Consider the following 16,264-nt stretch of genomic DNA (forward strand, 5'->3'; position numbering starts at 1 on the left):
AGTCCACTCGCAACCACACCGGCCAAACGCTTGCGGCGCAAAAACAAGGGGCGTCCCCCGCCATCGTGGCTTTAGGGACACCCCTGCGCTCAAACCGTCGCGCCCTCACGCTTGCGGAAGAACGATTTCAGCGCATTGTACACTTCTGTTTTCTCGCGAATCACATGGTACATAAAATTCGGAATGTTGATATGCTTATACGCCGACATGAGCGTGCTGGAGCGGTTGTATTGGTTCACTTCGCCGTAGCCGAACAGGTTGGCGCGCTTGAGCAATTCGCCGATGAGCTTGACGCAGCGTTCGTTGTCGCTGGTCAGATTATCGCCGTCGGAGAAGTGGAACGGATAAATGTTATACATATTCGGGGGATACCGGCTGTCGATAATTTCGATCGCTTTTAAGTAGGCGGAGGAGCATATCGTACCGCCGCTCTCGCCGCGGGTGAAAAACTCCTCCTCGGTCACTTCTTTCGCTTCGGTATGATGGGCGATGAAGACGATATCGACCTTCTCATATTGATGCCGGAGAAAGCGAGTCATCCAGAAGAAGAAACTGCGCGCGCAATATTTTTCGAATGATCCCATGGAACCTGATGTATCCATCATTGCGATAATGACAGCGTTGGATTGCGGCTTCACTATTTCTTCCCATGTTTTGTAGCGCAGGTCATCGGGAGAAATGTGATGAATGCCTGGCTGGCCGCTTGTCGCGTTGCGTCGCAAGTTTTCCATAATCGTCCGCTTTTTGTCGATGTTAGACATAATGCCCTTCTTGCGGATGTCGTTGAATCGAACTTCCGTCGTTTCAAGCTGGTCGCGGTCCTTTTGCTTCAAGAACGGCAGCTCCAGCTCCTCAAACAACATCGCTTCCAGCTCAGCTAGGCTGATTTCGGCTTCAATGACATCTTCGCCCGGCTGATCGCCGGCGCCTTCGCCTTTGCCGGGTCCTTGCGCCGCCTGCGGATCGACGCCGAGCACATCGCCAACCTGACTATCGCCATCGCCTTGGCCAACATGCTTGTTCTTGTTGAAATTGTAGACGATGCGATATTCATCCAAGCTTCGAATCGGCACCTTGATGACCTGCTTGCCGTCGGACATGACGATGCTTTCCTCTGAAACGAGGTCAGGCAGGTTCTGTTTGATCGCTTCCTTCACCTTTTCCTGGTGGCGAGCCTGGTCCTGATACCCTTTGCGGTGCAGCGACCAGTCCTCGCGAGACACGACGAACAGAGGATTTTCCAATGAACCCATGCCCGAACACCTCCCGTCTATGTTAGACCGATAACGTCGTTACGCTTCTCGATACAGCTTGTTACTAACTATATTCAAGGGGGATGGGGGTTATGTGAGATGAAGTCCGCCCACTTTCGACAATTGGTCATCGATGGGGCGTTGGAAAGGACCATGAGTATGCTATAATGGGTGCGGCATTTATTAGAAGGACGGAGAGGATGGTCACATTGACGAACAAATATGCCGCTTTTGGAGCGGTTCACGCCATGCTGGCGGTCATGCTTGGCGCATTCGGCGCACATGGTCTGAAGGATGTTCTGGATTCGGACATGCTCGACGTATTTGAGACAGGCGTTCGCTATCAAATGTATCACGCGCTAGCGCTGCTTGCCGTTGCGCTGCTTGCTGGCCGGGCGCATCGCCCACAGATGATCCAAAGAGGAGCAATGCTGCTTCATATCGGCATTTTCATTTTCTCCGGCAGCTTGTATGTACTTAGCCTTAGCGGAATCAAATGGCTTGGCGCCATTACGCCGCTCGGTGGCGTTGCTTTTATCGCTGGCTGGGCAATGATTGCTTGGACGCTTTGGCAAGGCAGGCACGAGAAGAATTAACCCATTTGTGAATTCAGTGATAAGATGTCAATATTAATGTCATTAATCTACAAATATCGACATTATATTAGCATTTTTTTCTATCCCTCAACGTTACGTTCGTTTATAATAGAACCAACAGTTGGTTCGCATTCGGACACAGGAGGGACGTTTTGGGTGACAGTTCTTAAAAAGATAGATTCGACGACTTGGCAGCATCGCGAACGCATCAGCGTCCCTATATTAATCAAGTTATACAAGACCGCGTGGTTGATGTCAGCATTACTGCTGGTGGGTTCTGCCCTGTCGGTCTTTTGGCTTGCAAACATGCCGTTAGCTTTGGGATTGGCTGGAAGCGGCATATGCATGTCGATCGTAGCAGCGACACAGCAAGCGATGGCAGCCGTTCGCACGCGTTCCTCTATCGCGTTAACGGGCATGCAGCATAATCCGCTTCCGTTTCTCGCACTGGATCGGACAGGCGCTATTATCCAGCTGAATGAAGCGGCTGCTGAAGCGCTCGGCTATGAGCGGCATTCCCATGCTTTGGTCGGGGAGCTGCTGGAGCGATACGTGGATTCGGGCGACCTTGCGCTGCTTGAGGCGAATAGGCGCAATGCGTATGAAGGGAAAATCGAGCAAGCAACGATTGGCGTCCGTTCTTTAACCGGTATGAGCATGTCATGGGATGTGCTGTTCGCTCCTGTAGGGATTCAAAGCGGAACGAGCGGCTGCGTCCTAATCGCGCAGGACATGAGCGAACGGAAGCGGCATGATGAGCGGGTGAAGCATATGGCCTTTTATGACGATATGACGGGGCTGCCGAACCGCCGCCTGTTCGTGGAACGGCTTGGCGAGATGCTGGCGGAGGTGCGAGAGCCTGATAGCATGCTGGCGGTTTGCTGCTTAGACATCGATCATTTCAAATTAATCAACGCGTCATACGGCCATGATTATGGCGATATGCTGCTGCTCCAGATGGCAGATCGATTGCTGAGAGGCTGCACGGATGTCGATTTTGTGTGTCGGATGGACGGGGACAAATTCGGCGTTATCCTTGCTGCGAAGAACAGCGAAGGTCAGATCGAAGCGGCAGTTCAATCGCTGCTAAGCGCATTGGAGGAGCCGTTTGAACTGCAAGGCATCCCGATTCAACTTACCGCAAGCGCAGGCTGGTCATCGAGTGCGCAGGAGCCGCTCTACCCGGACAAGCTGCTGCGCAATGCCAACCTGGCCTTGATCAAGGCCAAAGAAAACGGACGGAATGAGTGTTTGATTTATCGCGAAGAGTGGGACGAGGCTTCGTTAGAGCGGCTTCGCTTGCAGCATGATTTGCGGCGAGCGGTTGCCAATCGCGAGTTCGTGCTGCTCTATCAGCCGCAATATGATATGAACACAGGCGACATTGTTGGGGTAGAAGCGCTGCTTCGTTGGCATCATCCGCTGCGCGGGCTTGTTCAGCCGTCCAAATTCATTCCGCTGGCGGAGGAGAGCGGCGTTATCGTCCAGATTGGACAATGGGTGCTGGAGGAAGCATGCCGCCAGAACAAGTCGTGGCAAGATGCGGGGCTGGCGCCGATCCCGGTTTCCGTCAATCTGTCGATGCGTCAATTCTGGCAGCCTAATTTCACGGCAAGCGTCGAAGCTGTATTGACGAAGGTGGGGCTTGAGCCTCGCTACCTGGAGCTTGAAATTACAGAGTCGATGACGATGGATCCGGACAAGCTGACACAGAGCCTAAACGAATTGACCGCTTTAGGGATCAGCATTAGCATTGATGACTTCGGCACAGGCTATAGCTCGTTCCATTATTTGAAGCACTTCCCGGTGGATCGCCTGAAAATTGACCGATCCTTCGTGAGCGACATCGAGCAGGATCCTGGCGATGCAGAAATCGTAGCAGCTATTATTGCGATGGCGCATAACCTGAACATGCAAGTCATAGCGGAAGGCGTCGAGACGGCGCAGCAGGTGCAGTTTCTGAAGATGCATCTGTGCGATGAGATGCAAGGCTACTATGGAAGCCCGCCGGTGACGAGCGAGCGTATCGCCGAGATGCTGGTAGCTTAGTTGTTAAGAGCTTAAAAGCGTTAGCAAAAGAAGCCCCGATGTCCTTATGCGTTTTGCATGAGGTCATCGGGGCTTCTTTGTTTGTTTCGTCATGCTATATCGTTAGCCTTACATGGAGTAGTCATCAATTTCATTAAGCTTAAACGTATAGACTTGTTTCTCGTCGACATGGTAAACCGTCAGCATGGAACTTTCCTCATCCAGATTAATGATTCGGCCTGGAATGTTCAACGTAACGCCCATGCCCTTGTTTACTTTAAGGCGGATCAATTTGTTCTGCTTCATGCAGTCACGGAACTGCTCGGAAATAAGGGCCAGCGGGTTGCTCGAATCGGTTGTAGCTGCTGGTTTGGCAGATGCTTTGCTCGGTTGTCCGCTCGTATTCGCAGCCGCGGTTTTGTTCGATTTAACAGAGCTTGTGTTTACAGCAGGCTCTTTCTTCGTTGCGGCAGGCGTGGGAGCTGGCGAAGCTGCAGCCTGCTGCTGCAGCCGGTCTATTAATTGGCCTAGCTCGCTGCCGGACAGGATGCGAAAATCAGGGAACCCGCCCCCGTTTAATACATGCAACAGTTGCTCGAGCGCTTTGGCATTGGTTTCGCCTTCAACGAGTATCTCGACTTGGAATAAGTGGGTATTACGTCCTTCGCTCGTGCGGGTCATTTGGTTCCTCCGACCTTGAATAATGATGATACTAATATACCAGATTTACATGGTTACGGACAACCGAACATCCTACTTTAATCACAAAATTGTAAGCGATAACATCGAGAACCTGACAGCGATTGCCGCATATAGTGAGATAGTGGCAATATCGATAAGTGAAGGAGGGGAATCGGGAAGCTTATGATGCAAATGGTCCCCTATATTTTAGACAATGGAAAGACGGTTATTGGGGTTGAGGTGAAGCTGCCGAAAACGACGCTGCTTGTCTGGATGACCGATAAAGGGTATATCATGTGCGGCGCGCTGGATGTCGAGCTGCTCAACCGCGACTTGGCGGAACGCGGCATACTCGCAGGCCGTGCAGTTGGCGTACGGACGCTGGAGCAGCTGATGGAAGCGCCGCTGGAGTCCGTTACGACGCATGCCGAGCAGATTGGCATTCATGTTGGCATGAGCGGCAAGGATGCGCTTCTTCTTTTGTCCTGATGGTAGAAAAAAAGCCTCTATTGAACAGCATGCCTACGTGATAGGAGCGGCTCAATAGAGGCTTTGTTTCTTTTGCTCGAAACAAGTTTCTCTTCAATCGAAACTAGTTTCGATTCTATTCGAAGCAAGCTTCGAAATTACTCAAACAGTTTCTTTAAGTTCACGTTGAATGGAGGACGCACGATCCCTTTTTCCGTAATGATCGCTGTCACATACTCATTTGGCGTTACATCGAATGCCGGGTTAAATACTTTAACGCCTTGCGGAGCGGTGCGTTTGCCGAAGCCCTCTGTAATTTCCTCAGCATGGCGTTCCTCGATTGGAATCAAGTCGCCGCTAGGCGTATTCAGGTCGATGGTCGACAATGGGCAAGCGACGTAGAATGGGATGCCATGAGCTTTGGCAAGCACGGCTACGCTGTAGGTGCCGATTTTGTTGGCAACGTCGCCGTTCGCCGCTACGCGGTCGGTACCAACGATTACGGCGTTGATCCAGCCTTTGGACATGACCATGCCGGCCATGTTGTCGCAAATCAGCGTAACGTCCACGCCAGCTTGCTGCAGCTCGAAAGCAGTCAGGCGAGCGCCTTGCAGAACAGGACGCGTTTCATCGGCAAATACTTTGAGCGCGATGCCGCGTTCTTGGGCAAGGTAAAAGGGTGCAAGCGCTGTGCCGTACTTCGCTGTTGCAAGTCCGCCGGCATTACAGTGGGTCAAGACGCCCATGCCATCCTCGAACAGCTCGAGAGCGTGTACGCCGATGAGACGGCAAGTCTCTTCGTCTTCGCTTTGAATGGCGATCGCGTCATCGAGGAGCGCTTGCTTGCAGCCTTCAAGGGACAAGCCTTCCGCTGCGAGCTGTGCCGCGCGCGCTTTCATTCGATCGAGCGCCCAGAACAGGTTCACTGCTGTCGGACGCGAAGTTGCCAAGTAGTCAGCCGTTTCGTTGACCGTTTGCAGCCAAGCTTCGACGGAGCCTTCCGCATGACGGGAGCCGAGAACAACGCCGTAAGCAGCAGCGATGCCGATCGCAGGCGCGCCGCGTACAGCCAGATGCTTAATCGCATCCCATACGCTTTCGGAGGTTTCCAGCGGCAGGTAAAGCACTTCTTCGGGAAGCAGACGTTGGTCGAGCAAATCCAGATGCGTGCCAACCCAGATTACGGATTGCAGTCCAGCATATTCAGAAGCGGTAGTCATCTTTAAAATCCTTCTTTCTTTACGATATCGATTACATGTCCGATTGTTTCGGCTTGACGGTTGCCGCGAATGAGCGCCGTGCCTATTGCAAGTGCGAGGCGCTGTGCTTTCTCGCGTACCGTCTCGTCAGTAATAGCATCGATGTCAGCAACATGGGCGAGGCCATATACGCGGCGAACCATTTTGCACCCTGCGAATCCGATTGTGTCTTGGAGAAGTCGCTTCATATAAAAATCTTGATAGCCCGGAGCGGCGGAAGCGAGGCGATCGACAGACTGCTCGTTCCAAAGCGCGCGGAATTTGGTTTCGAATTGCGTCCAAATGCTCTCGATCATCGTGAGCAGGTTCGTACGGTATCGCGCGCGTGCATCAGCGTCGGAGCTCCAGTGCTCCTGTGCGGCGAAATTAAGCAGCAAGTTGCCGATTACGGCACCGATATCGAAGCCCATTGGGCCATAATAAGCAAATTCGGGATCAATCACTTTCGTTGACTCTGGCGTGATGAAAATGCTGCCTGTATGAAGATCGCCATGAAGCAATGCTTCTGCGCTTGTCAGGAATTTCTGACGGAGCAGGGCAACCTCGAATTGCAGCTCGCCATCTTGCCAGATCGCTTCGACCGCATCGCGGATCGGCGCAGGGATATTGTTTGTCTCCGCGTCTGTATAAGGATCGTCGAAGATGAGCTCTTCCGTTATTTTGCACAGCTCAGGATTAATGAAGTCGCGTACGAGCAGCTTCTTCTCCTGCTGGTTCATGCCCAAATCGGAAGTGAGGAACAACGTTCTAGCTAGGAAAGTTGAGATATGGTCCGCGAACAGCGGGTAGTCGATCGTGTCCATGAGGCCGCGGCGCATAATGACATGGCTGCTCAGATCCTCCATGACCGTCAGTGCGAGCGCTGCATCATAACGGTACACTTGCGGAACGAGGCCAGGCGCAAGTTTATTTTGCAAAATAAGCGATTCGCTCTCGATGCGCGCGCGATCAAGCGTAAGCGGCCACGATTCGCCGACAACCTTGGCATAAGGCAGCGCTTGTTTCATAATTAGGCTGCTTCCGCTAGCTGGGTCCGTGATGTGAAACACGAGGTTCAGGTTTCCGTCGCCGATTTCGCGGGATTTCAGGTCGGCCCCTTCCGGGAAAATGCCTTCAATTGTGCGCGCGATCTCGATCGCTTCTTGCTCGGTTAACGGACGGTACGTCGTAGTCAATGCAAGCCACCTCCGGTGCAAATTAAAATGTAACGCTATGAGTAAAGGAATCGAAGCCTGCGTAGGCTATCGATCGTATTACGTCAGACCCTAATTCATCTTTCCTAGTATACTGAAATATGTTTCGCGTTGGAATACCTTCTTGCTATAATGGAGAGCGGGTTATGCGGCTACCGCCGGCGCGGCGGTATGAATTGATTTGGTAAGGGGGATACATAAAATGGAAGAAACGTTGCAGCAGCCCGTTGCGTTGAAGGAATGGGCAGTCGCGGTTCAATCGCTAGCGGCAGGCGATCTTATTGTCATTATGCGCAAGGGCGGCATTATCGAGGAGACGCGTGATTTTCGTTTAATTCGTCCCAGTTTCTATCTTATGCCAGCTTTCGAGCATCAAAGGAGAGAGCTGCTGAAGGAGCCTTATCGCGACGGCATCGACCGTACGCTGGAGGGCTGGTCGAAGGAAGCGGAGACGATGACGCTTAGCGCATATGCTGAAGCGGTGGAGGATATAGAGGTTCATGATGGAGAGACGTTAAATCGGATCTTCGGCGAGCACATTTGGACGGAAACCTTCGCTGAGGAGCGGTTGAAGTGGAAAAAGAAAAATCCGCTGCATGTGCTTCTGCTTCGCGTCTACAAGCTGGACCAGCCTATAACTGTGCCTATGCGGCCAGCTTACAGCGGGTGCAAGTCGTGGGTTACGCTAGAGGATGGCGTGCCGGATACGACAGGGATGACGCCGGTTTTATCGGATGAAGCCTTTAATGAAGCAGTGAATCGTATTCGCTCGCTACTGCAAGGTTAGCTTTTCGCTAAAGTCGGGCTGGACAAGCTAATTTGGCCAGTTTCATCGAAGGTTCACAAGACATCCATGAAACGCTCATTGATTTGTAACAAAACTTATAATAAAATAATTATTGAGAATCAATGAGAATCAAATGGGCTTTGTAAGTTGTGTGGCAAGCGTTACAGTTGCATCATTCAGCCTGCTCCGGCAGCATATGCGTCTAGTGAGTGGACGCCCACAACTAGCAGATATATTTATATTTTGGAAGGAGCGGCACATATGTCGACACAATTCGTTATCGACGGTCTGAAAGCGTCTGTCGAAGGTAAGGAAATTTTGAAGGGTATCAACTTGGAAATTAAGGGTGGCGAGATCCACGCGATCATGGGACCAAACGGTACGGGTAAAAGTACGCTTGCGTCCGCACTGATGGGCCATCCGAAGTATGAAGTAACGGGCGGCACGGCGCTGCTTGACGGCGAAGACATCCTTGAGATGGGCGTTGACGAGCGCGCGCTGGCGGGCATGTTCCTCGCTATGCAATACCCGAGCGAAATTACGGGCGTTACGAACTCCGACTTCCTGCGCAGCGCGATTAACGCGCGTCGCGGCGAAGGCAACGAGATCAGCCTGATCAAGTTCATCCGCCAAATGGAAGGCAAAATGAAAGAGCTCGAGATGAACACGGAATTTGCACATCGTTATCTTAACGAAGGCTTCTCCGGCGGCGAGAAAAAACGGAACGAAATTTTGCAAATGATGCTGCTTGATCCGAAAATCGTTATCCTTGATGAAATCGATTCGGGTCTTGACATCGACGCGTTGCGCATCGTATCGAACGGCGTGAACGCAATGCGTTCGGAAGATCGCGGCTTCCTCGTCATTACACACTACCAACGTCTGTTGAACTACATCAAACCAGATTTCGTACACGTTATGATGCAAGGTCGCATCGTTAAATCCGGCGGTCCTGAGCTGGCTGAGCGTCTGGAGAACGAAGGTTATGATTGGGTGAAAGAAGAACTGGGCATCGTGGACGAAACGGTCGGCCAGGCTTAATCGGAGAAGGGGGCAATCGAGCATGAGCATTCAATTATCGACTCCCGTTAGCCGGCAAGCAGCCGAGGCGTTGTCGCGAAGCAAGGGAGAGCCGGAATGGTTGACAGCGCAACGCGCTAACGCGGCGGAACTGGCGGAAACGCTGGAGTTGCCGAAAGTGGAGAAAACAAGAATCGATCGCTGGAATCTGTCGGCGTTCGGTCAATATAAAGCAGCACAACCGGTTGGTCAATTGACGGAGCTGCCGGAGGACATTCAAGCGCTCACTGCGCAAGCGGAAGCGGGACTTATCGTACAGCGAGGTTCAGGCGCAGTTTATGGCAAACTGTCCGAAGAGCTGAAAGCTAAAGGCGTTATTTTCACCGATTTGGAAACAGCGGCGCGTGAGCACAGCAATCTGGTGCAGCCTTACTTGCACAGCGTAGTTCCGAATAACGAAGACAAACTGACGGCATTGCATGGGGCATTGTGGAATGGCGGGGTATTCGTTTATGTTCCGAAAAACGTTGAAGTTGAAGTTCCGCTGCAGGCGGTACTGTTCAACGATGACGCAGAAGCGGCGTTCGCGCCTCATATTCTGATCGTAGCAGAAACGCATAGCCGCGTGACGTATGTTGATAATGTTGTAACAACGGGCAGCGCAGCTGACGCTTCCTCGGTTCATCATTCGATCGTCGAGGTTGTAGCGAAAGCCGGCGCCCAAGTTAACTTTGCTTCTATTCATAATATGAGCGGCGGCATTGTAGATCTGTCGATCCGTCGCGCAGCGCTCGATAACGATGCGCGCGTAGAGTGGGTTATCGGTGATCTGAACGATGGCAATACGCTGTCGGACACGAAATCGGTGCTCAACGGCAAAGGATCATCCTCTGATTCCAAAGTCATCAGCATTGGCTCGAACGACCAGAAAATGTCCTTGACGACGCAAGCGGTTCACTTCGGCCGCAGCTCCGATAGTCAGATGATTACGCGTGCTGTTATGCGTGACGCAGCTACGGCTATCATTAACGGTATTACGAAAATCGAGAAGGGCGCAACCAAAGCGAATGGCGAGCAAACGGAAAAAGTACTCATGCTCAGCCCAAAATCGCGCGGCGACGCCAATCCGATTCTGCTGATCGACGAAGACGATGTTACTGCAGGCCACGCAGCGAGCGTTGGCCAAGTTAACCCGGAGCAAGTGTACTATCTCATGTCCCGGGGCATTGCCAAGAAGGACGCGGAACGGCTCATTATTTACGGTTTCTTGGCGCCAGTCGTATCGGAAATTCCGATCGATGCCGTCCGTGAGCAGCTGCAGCGTCTGCTCGAAAGGAAGCTGGAAGCATGAATGTAAATGCGATTCGGGAGCAGTTTCCGATTCTGCATCAAGAAGTGAACGGGCATCCGCTCGTATACTTGGACAGCGCGGCGACTTCACAGAAGCCGCGTTCCGTCATTGATGCGGTGAAACGCTACTACGAATGGGACAATGCGAACGTACACCGCGGCGTGCATACGTTGGGCTCGCGTGCAACGGATGCTTATGAAGGAGCTCGCTCCAAGGTAGCAGCATTTTTGAATGCAGCTAGCGAAGAAGAGATCGTCTTCACGCGCGGCACGACGACGGCGCTCAATCTGGTGGCTGGCAGCTATGCTCGTTCGGTATGCGGCGAAGGCGACGAAATCGTCATTACGCCAATGGAGCATCACAGCAATCTCATTCCGTGGCAGCAAGCGGCGAAAGCAACCGGCGCAACGTTGAAATATATTCCGCTTCAGCCTGATGGCACGATTTCGTTGGCAGATGTCGAAGCTACGGTGACGGAACGGACGAAAGTCGTTGCAGTCACTTACGCTTCCAACGTGCTCGGCGTCATTAATCCGGTGAAGCAAATCGCAGAAATCGCACATCGCAATGGTGCCGTTATGGTTATCGATGGCGCGCAAAGTACGCCGCACATGAAGGTGGACGTGCAGGAACTCGATTGTGATTTCTACGCTTTCTCGGCGCACAAGATGTGCGGTCCTACCGGCGTAGGCGCATTGTACGGCAAGAAAGCCATCCTTAATCGGATGGAGCCCATCGAATTCGGCGGCGAAATGATCGACTTCGTCGACTTGTATGAATCGACGTGGAAGGACGCGCCTTCCCGATTCGAGGGCGGTACGCCTATAATTGCGGGCGCGGTTGGCCTTGCAGCCGCAATCGACTTTTTGCAAGAAATCGGCCTTGAGCATATTCATCAGCATGAGCAGCATTTGGCGGCATATGCCTATGAACAGCTATCGGCTATTGAAGGCGTTACGATCTATGGACCGAAGGAAGGCCGCGTAGGTCTCGTAACGTTCAATCTGGACGATGTTCATCCGCATGACGTGGCCACGGCGCTTGATTCTGAGGGCGTTGCCGTACGGGCAGGCCATCACTGCTGCCAGCCGCTTATGCGTTGGTTGAATGTGAGTGCAACGGCACGGGCAAGCTTCTATCTGTACAATACCGAGGCAGATGTAGACCGACTCGTCGGTTCACTGCATCGGACAAAGGAGTTTTTCGGCCATGCAATTGGATGATTTGTATCGCAGAGTCATCATGGACCATTACAAGAACCCGAGAAACCGCGGTACGATGGACAATGATTCGGTAACGATCAACTTGAACAATCCGACCTGCGGCGATCGTATTGCGCTTCAGCTTCAGGTAGAGGACGGCAAGGTTACCGATGCGAAGTTCAGCGGCGAAGGCTGCTCGATCAGTTTGTCGTCGGCTTCCATGATGACAGAAGCAGTTAAAGGTAGAACCTATGAGGAAGCGCTTGAGCTCGCTGAACGTTTCTCTTCGCTGATGAAGGGAGCGCCAGTGGAGTTCGAGGAGCTGGAGGACATCGAGGCATTGTCGGGCGTTAACAAGTTCCCGGCTCGAATCAAATGTGCGACACTCGCTTGGAACGCGCTTCGCAAAGGGATTGAACATCAGCAGCAATCATAAGCTATCCGCGCGCTCGATTACGGATCGGGTATTCCTATACAGACAAAATCATAGAGGAGGCGTGACTGCCATGGCAAAGAAAATGCCGGAAATGGAAGAGTATAAGTATGGTTTTCGCGACGAGCACAAGGCGGTATTCCAATCCGGTAAAGGATTGACGCCAGAAATCGTTCGTACGATTTCCGAAATGAAAGGCGAGCCGGAATTCATGTTGAATTTCCGCCTCAAATCGCTTGAGCAGTTCAACAAAATGCCAATGCCGCAATGGGGCGGCAATATGGATGATCTTGATTTTAACGATATCCAGTACTACGTGAAGCCTTCTGAGAAGCAAGGTAAAACGTGGGAAGAGGTACCGGCAGAGATCAAGGAAACGTTCGATAAGCTCGGTATTCCTGAAGCGGAGCAGAAGTTCCTTGCAGGCGTCTCGGCACAGTACGAGTCCGAGGTTGTTTACCACAGCATGCAGGAGGATCTCGAGAAGCAAGGCGTTATCTTTACGGATACGGACACGGCGCTTCGCGAGCATCCAGAGCTGTTCCAAGAGTACTTCGGTACGGTAATTCCGCCAGCGGATAACAAATTCGCGGCGCTTAACAGTGCGGTATGGTCCGGCGGCAGCTTCATTTATGTTCCAAAAGGCGTGAAGTGCGAAATTCCGCTTCAAGCATACTTCCGCATCAACTCGGAAAACATGGGACAATTCGAGCGTACGCTGATCATTGCTGACGAAGACAGCTTCGTACATTACGTAGAAGGCTGTACAGCTCCTGTCTACAGCACGAACTCGCTGCACAGCGCAGTTGTTGAAATCATCGTTAAGAAGAACGCTCGCGTTCGTTATACGACGATCCAAAACTGGGCGCCAAACATCTACAACCTCGTTACCAAACGTGCGGTTGCAGAAGAAAATGCAACGATGGAGTGGGTTGACGGCAACATCGGCTCCAAGCTGACGATGAAATATCCAGCTGTCGTGCTCAAAGGCCGCGGCGCGAAAGGCATGGTCTTGTCGATCGCTGTAGCAGGCAAAGGCCAGCATCAGGATGCAGGCGCAAAAATGATTCACTTGGCGCCAGATACGACGTCGACGATCGTGTCGAAATCGATCTCCAAGCACGGCGGTAAAGTAACGTACCGTGGTTTGGCATCGTTCGGACGCAACTCCGAAGGCTCCAAAGCGAACATCAAGTGCGATACGCTCATCCTCGATAATGAGTCGACGTCCGACACGATTCCGTACAACGAGATCATGAACGACAATATCACGCTTGAGCATGAAGCAACGGTATCCAAGGTTTCTGAGGATCAGCTGTTCTACCTGATGAGCCGCGGCTTGTCCGAGGCAGAAGCAACGCAGATGATCGTCATGGGCTTCATTGAGCCGTTCACGAAAGAGCTTCCGATGGAGTACGCTGTCGAAATGAACCGTCTCATCAAGTTCGAGATGGAAGGCTCGATCGGTTAAAGGGAAGTCAAGCGGGGTAAGGGATTAGCGGTATATTATCGGCTCATGATACCGAAATGATACCGCTAATCGAATACAGACATTGCTTCGTGTTTTCTTTCATTGTAAAGATGTCCGTACGTGTTAGCGGTTTGCTTAATGTCATCGTGGCGCATGAGTTCTTTCACAAGGTAGATGTCCACACCTTTGTTGATTAAATACGAAGCGTAGCTATGTCGTAGATCGTGAATGCGTAGTTCGGGGAAAACACGTTTGAAATGCTTTGAGAAATGCGAATAATGGTAGGGACCAAGACCTCCAAAAACATATAGTTTATCGTGGAATCCGTATATTTTTTCAGCGGATTCCTTTTTCATTTTCAATAGCATTTCTTTTATAAATGAGGGAAACGGGACATAACCAAATGAACCAGCAGTTTTTGGGGTAGTACAAGTTCGGGTTGTGATATCCAGTGTCTTATTAACATGCAATTGGCTGACATCCAGATCGATGTCTTCCCACGCTAAACCCATTGCTTCACCTATGCGAAGGCCAGTGTAAAAAAGCAGACGTGCAAGCTCCTCATAATAGAGATGTTTAAGCTCCGTTACGCGATCTTCAAAGGGCTCCCTTTTAATAAAATTAATGCGAGGGCGAATTCTTTGAATTGATCCAGCTGCAAGTGTCGGGTCAACTTTTAAACCGAAAAACTTGATGGCGTGATGGATCAATATCTTGAAATTGCTGTAAACTGTTCGTGCACTATTCATTGATGTAAAATTATTTTCTAGTTCTGATTTAAATTCAACAGATTGCTGGGTGCTAACGTCTTTTGCTTTGGTTTGACCAAATCTTGGCTTAATATGCAAGTTATATTCATTTGTCCTCCTTCGTATTGTTTTTGGTTTTAATTTTTTGTGCTTAATGTTGTGCTTAAATACATCATCAATCGTTGCTTCGCTTGAAAACTGATTTGCGACCTCGATTAGAAAGTTAGCTTCTGCTAATTTCGCTTCACTTTGCTTCTTAAATCCCCTTCGAAGTCCCTGTTTACTCCGACCATAAATATCCTTGTAACGCACTTTAAAATAGTAAGTCTTTCGAGCCTCATCTTTATAAACTGGCAATTCACTACCTCCATTTAGAACATATGTTCTGTTTTTGTGTATAGTAAACAGCCTTGCGGCTGGAAAGCGCGAAGGTTAGAAATTAATATAGGAGTCATCATCTTTCCAGAAGCTTCGCTTAGTCGGTTTCTTGAGGTGAGCTACCTCTTCAGGTACACCGCATCGGCTTGCAGCTTCATAGATTGTCATCCCTTCGAGCAGAAGCTTGTCTGGTATAAGTAGTTCGACCGCAAACTGGTTAGCTTCCCGTTCGATTTTATCGATAGATTGCAGAGTATTTCGTTTCAAGAATGGGGTGTTTACGTTCCGGTGCTGGAATGCATGACCAAGTTCATGAGCGCAAGTATATTTCTGGTCATGCTCATCCAGATCTTCGTTGATGTGGATCATTGGGATACGTTTGTAAGTGTTGAAGTATCCCATCATTCCGCCTAGGGGTTCGAACAGGACGATGATGTTTTTCTGAGATGCGATTTTGAAAGGATTGTTCGTTCCATATTTGCGGACGATCTGATTGACAAGCTGCTTAATCGCCATCAGGTCCCCCTTATTTATTCTTGTTGGGATTGAATTTCTTTTTGGCCACTTGCTTTGCAAGCCGCAGGGAGTTTTCAAGGGAGATTTTCATTAGCTCTTTTGTCTCATCGTCCATTGGCTCGCCGTGGAAGGCCAGAGCTTCATTGGTTTCGAGTTCACCGATCATTCTTGCTAAGTCTTCAGCGATGTCACGCTCTTCTTTAGCAGACAGTTCAGGCTTGTTCAAGGACTCTGCTTTAATTCCTAAAATTGCGCATATTTTTAAAACGTTATCTATAGATGCGTTTGCTAAGTCTCTCTCAATCATAGATCTGATTGTCGTATATGCTACACCTGATGCTTTGGATAAGCTCATTACGTTGAAACCTTTCTCCTCGATAATCTTAGAAAGGTATTCGCCTCGACTTAACACAATATATTCCTCCTATAATTCGTTACGTTTATTCGTAACTACTTCCTCATAGTATTACACTTTTCACTCAAAGTAAACAAATATGTACGCTGTGTCGTAAAAATATTCCCCTTTTCAGTTGACTTGTTACTTTATGTCGTATATATTGAATTCGAGAGTTACGACAACTCGTAACTCTTAGAGGGGGTGAATGCAAATGTTTCCGAATTTGACTGCTGAGTTAGCGCGCAAGGGATTAAAGCAGAAAGACATCATCCCTGTTTTGAACACGAACCGTCCAGCCACAGTTTCTGCAAAGCTAAATGGGAAAGCTCCGTTATGGATTGACGAGGCGTTTAAAATCCAGTCGGAATTTTTCCCAGACTTGCCACTGGATTATCTGTTCAAAACGGAAAGGTGAGGATGTATTCAATAGAAAGCGAGGATTATCGGTATGAAACATTATTACGACTCGAAAGATGTTCAAC

17 protein-coding genes are annotated in these 16,264 nt (G+C 50.4%); 10 read left to right on the forward strand and 7 right to left on the reverse strand.

The genetic code is table 11. The features are described 5' to 3' along the window. Positions 1–89: 89 nt before the first annotated feature. The gene (gene yhbH, locus PAECUDRAFT_RS15565) at positions 90–1,253 is read right to left on the reverse strand and encodes a sporulation protein YhbH (protein WP_006039067.1); all 1,164 of its coding nucleotides are present in this window, start codon (positions 1,251–1,253) and stop codon (positions 90–92) included. Between the two features lie 200 nt (positions 1,254–1,453). Here yhbH and PAECUDRAFT_RS15570 point away from each other — a divergent pair, with 200 nt between their 5' ends. Together PAECUDRAFT_RS15570 and PAECUDRAFT_RS15575 are read left to right on the forward strand one after the other, a co-directional pair. Continuing rightward, entirely contained in the window at positions 1,454–1,849 is a 396-nt protein-coding gene (locus PAECUDRAFT_RS15570; RefSeq protein ID WP_006039068.1) for a DUF423 domain-containing protein, read from the forward strand. Positions 1,850–2,005: 156 nt separating this feature from the next. Continuing rightward, entirely contained in the window at positions 2,006–3,898 is a 1,893-nt protein-coding gene (locus PAECUDRAFT_RS15575; protein ID WP_006039069.1) for a putative bifunctional diguanylate cyclase/phosphodiesterase, read from the forward strand. Positions 3,899–4,006: 108 nt separating this feature from the next. Here PAECUDRAFT_RS15575 and PAECUDRAFT_RS15580 read toward each other — a convergent pair whose 3' ends face one another. After that, entirely contained in the window at positions 4,007–4,558 is a 552-nt protein-coding gene (locus PAECUDRAFT_RS15580) for a hypothetical protein (RefSeq protein ID WP_006039070.1), read from the reverse strand. 183 nt (positions 4,559–4,741) lie between these two features. Here PAECUDRAFT_RS15580 and PAECUDRAFT_RS15585 point away from each other — a divergent pair, with 183 nt between their 5' ends. Continuing rightward, positions 4,742–5,047: a YunC family protein gene (locus PAECUDRAFT_RS15585; RefSeq protein ID WP_006039071.1), complete on the forward strand. Its 306-nt coding sequence runs from the start codon at positions 4,742–4,744 to the stop codon at positions 5,045–5,047. Positions 5,048–5,184: 137 nt separating this feature from the next. On the opposite strand, the gene mtnA is transcribed toward PAECUDRAFT_RS15585, so the two are convergent. After that, positions 5,185–6,246, reverse strand: coding sequence for an S-methyl-5-thioribose-1-phosphate isomerase (gene mtnA, locus PAECUDRAFT_RS15590; RefSeq protein ID WP_006039072.1), 1,062 nt, complete (start codon positions 6,244–6,246; stop codon positions 5,185–5,187). Between the two features lie 2 nt (positions 6,247–6,248). Then, on the reverse strand, positions 6,249–7,460 hold the full coding sequence (mtnK, locus tag PAECUDRAFT_RS15595; RefSeq protein ID WP_006039073.1) for an S-methyl-5-thioribose kinase: 1,212 nt from the start codon (positions 7,458–7,460) through the stop codon (positions 6,249–6,251). Positions 7,461–7,680: 220 nt separating this feature from the next. Between mtnK and PAECUDRAFT_RS15600 the strand changes: the two genes are divergently transcribed. From PAECUDRAFT_RS15600 to sufB, 6 genes are all read left to right on the forward strand, one after another. Then, entirely contained in the window at positions 7,681–8,265 is a 585-nt protein-coding gene (locus tag PAECUDRAFT_RS15600; protein ID WP_006039074.1) for a DUF1802 family protein, read from the forward strand. A 261-nt stretch (positions 8,266–8,526) separates the two neighbouring features. After that, a complete protein-coding gene (gene sufC / locus PAECUDRAFT_RS15605) occupies positions 8,527–9,306 on the forward strand; it encodes a Fe-S cluster assembly ATPase SufC (RefSeq protein WP_006039075.1) in 780 nt (259 codons plus the stop codon). A gap of 22 nt (positions 9,307–9,328) precedes the next feature. Next, positions 9,329–10,636: a Fe-S cluster assembly protein SufD gene (gene sufD / locus PAECUDRAFT_RS15610; RefSeq protein ID WP_006039076.1), complete on the forward strand. Its 1,308-nt coding sequence runs from the start codon at positions 9,329–9,331 to the stop codon at positions 10,634–10,636. Next, the gene (locus tag PAECUDRAFT_RS15615) at positions 10,633–11,859 is read left to right on the forward strand and encodes a cysteine desulfurase (protein WP_006039077.1); all 1,227 of its coding nucleotides are present in this window, start codon (positions 10,633–10,635) and stop codon (positions 11,857–11,859) included. The genes sufD and PAECUDRAFT_RS15615 overlap by 4 nt, the downstream gene beginning before the upstream one ends. Continuing rightward, entirely contained in the window at positions 11,846–12,274 is a 429-nt protein-coding gene (sufU, locus tag PAECUDRAFT_RS15620; RefSeq protein ID WP_006039078.1) for a Fe-S cluster assembly sulfur transfer protein SufU, read from the forward strand. Before PAECUDRAFT_RS15615 ends, sufU begins: the two co-directional genes overlap by 14 nt. Positions 12,275–12,344: 70 nt before the next feature. Beyond that, a complete protein-coding gene (gene sufB, locus PAECUDRAFT_RS15625) occupies positions 12,345–13,742 on the forward strand; it encodes a Fe-S cluster assembly protein SufB (RefSeq protein ID WP_006039079.1) in 1,398 nt (465 codons plus the stop codon). Between the two features lie 65 nt (positions 13,743–13,807). Here sufB and PAECUDRAFT_RS15630 read toward each other — a convergent pair whose 3' ends face one another. From PAECUDRAFT_RS15630 to PAECUDRAFT_RS15640, 3 genes are all read right to left on the reverse strand, one after another. Beyond that, positions 13,808–14,848, reverse strand: coding sequence for a site-specific integrase (locus PAECUDRAFT_RS15630; RefSeq protein ID WP_006039080.1), 1,041 nt, complete (start codon positions 14,846–14,848; stop codon positions 13,808–13,810). 75 nt (positions 14,849–14,923) lie between these two features. Further along, the gene (locus PAECUDRAFT_RS15635; RefSeq protein ID WP_006039081.1) at positions 14,924–15,385 is read right to left on the reverse strand and encodes an ImmA/IrrE family metallo-endopeptidase; all 462 of its coding nucleotides are present in this window, start codon (positions 15,383–15,385) and stop codon (positions 14,924–14,926) included. Between the two features lie 10 nt (positions 15,386–15,395). Next, positions 15,396–15,797 (reverse strand): helix-turn-helix domain-containing protein, encoded by a 402-nt coding sequence (locus tag PAECUDRAFT_RS15640; RefSeq protein ID WP_006039082.1) that lies wholly within the window; start codon positions 15,795–15,797, stop codon positions 15,396–15,398. A 196-nt stretch (positions 15,798–15,993) separates the two neighbouring features. On the opposite strand from PAECUDRAFT_RS15640, the gene PAECUDRAFT_RS15645 reads away from it, so the two are divergent. Next, complete coding sequence (locus PAECUDRAFT_RS15645; protein ID WP_006039083.1) at positions 15,994–16,197, forward strand: hypothetical protein; 204 nt, start codon at positions 15,994–15,996, stop codon at positions 16,195–16,197. Positions 16,198–16,264 lie beyond the last annotated feature (67 nt).

It is taken from the genome of Paenibacillus curdlanolyticus YK9 (assembly GCF_000179615.1).
GTDB lineage: Bacteria > Bacillota > Bacilli > Paenibacillales > Paenibacillaceae > Paenibacillus_T > Paenibacillus_T curdlanolyticus.

Excerpts from the sequence above, each read along its gene's own strand:
- yhbH (WP_006039067.1), bottom strand. The coding sequence starts at position 1,253 with ATGGGTTCATTGGAAAATCCTCTGTTCGTCGTGTCTCGCGAGGACTGG.
- PAECUDRAFT_RS15570 (WP_006039068.1), top strand. The coding sequence starts at position 1,454 with ATGGTCACATTGACGAACAAATATGCCGCTTTTGGAGCGGTTCACGCC.
- PAECUDRAFT_RS15580 (WP_006039070.1), bottom strand. The coding sequence starts at position 4,558 with ATGACCCGCACGAGCGAAGGACGTAATACCCACTTATTCCAAGTCGAG.
- PAECUDRAFT_RS15585 (WP_006039071.1), top strand. The coding sequence starts at position 4,742 with ATGATGCAAATGGTCCCCTATATTTTAGACAATGGAAAGACGGTTATT.
- mtnA (WP_006039072.1), bottom strand. The coding sequence starts at position 6,246 with ATGACTACCGCTTCTGAATATGCTGGACTGCAATCCGTAATCTGGGTT.
- PAECUDRAFT_RS15600 (WP_006039074.1), top strand. The coding sequence starts at position 7,681 with ATGGAAGAAACGTTGCAGCAGCCCGTTGCGTTGAAGGAATGGGCAGTC.
- sufC (WP_006039075.1), top strand. The coding sequence starts at position 8,527 with ATGTCGACACAATTCGTTATCGACGGTCTGAAAGCGTCTGTCGAAGGT.
- sufD (WP_006039076.1), top strand. The coding sequence starts at position 9,329 with ATGAGCATTCAATTATCGACTCCCGTTAGCCGGCAAGCAGCCGAGGCG.
- PAECUDRAFT_RS15615 (WP_006039077.1), top strand. The coding sequence starts at position 10,633 with ATGAATGTAAATGCGATTCGGGAGCAGTTTCCGATTCTGCATCAAGAA.
- sufU (WP_006039078.1), top strand. The coding sequence starts at position 11,846 with ATGCAATTGGATGATTTGTATCGCAGAGTCATCATGGACCATTACAAG.
- sufB (WP_006039079.1), top strand. The coding sequence starts at position 12,345 with ATGGCAAAGAAAATGCCGGAAATGGAAGAGTATAAGTATGGTTTTCGC.
- PAECUDRAFT_RS15635 (WP_006039081.1), bottom strand. The coding sequence starts at position 15,385 with ATGGCGATTAAGCAGCTTGTCAATCAGATCGTCCGCAAATATGGAACG.
- PAECUDRAFT_RS15645 (WP_006039083.1), top strand. The coding sequence starts at position 15,994 with ATGTTTCCGAATTTGACTGCTGAGTTAGCGCGCAAGGGATTAAAGCAG.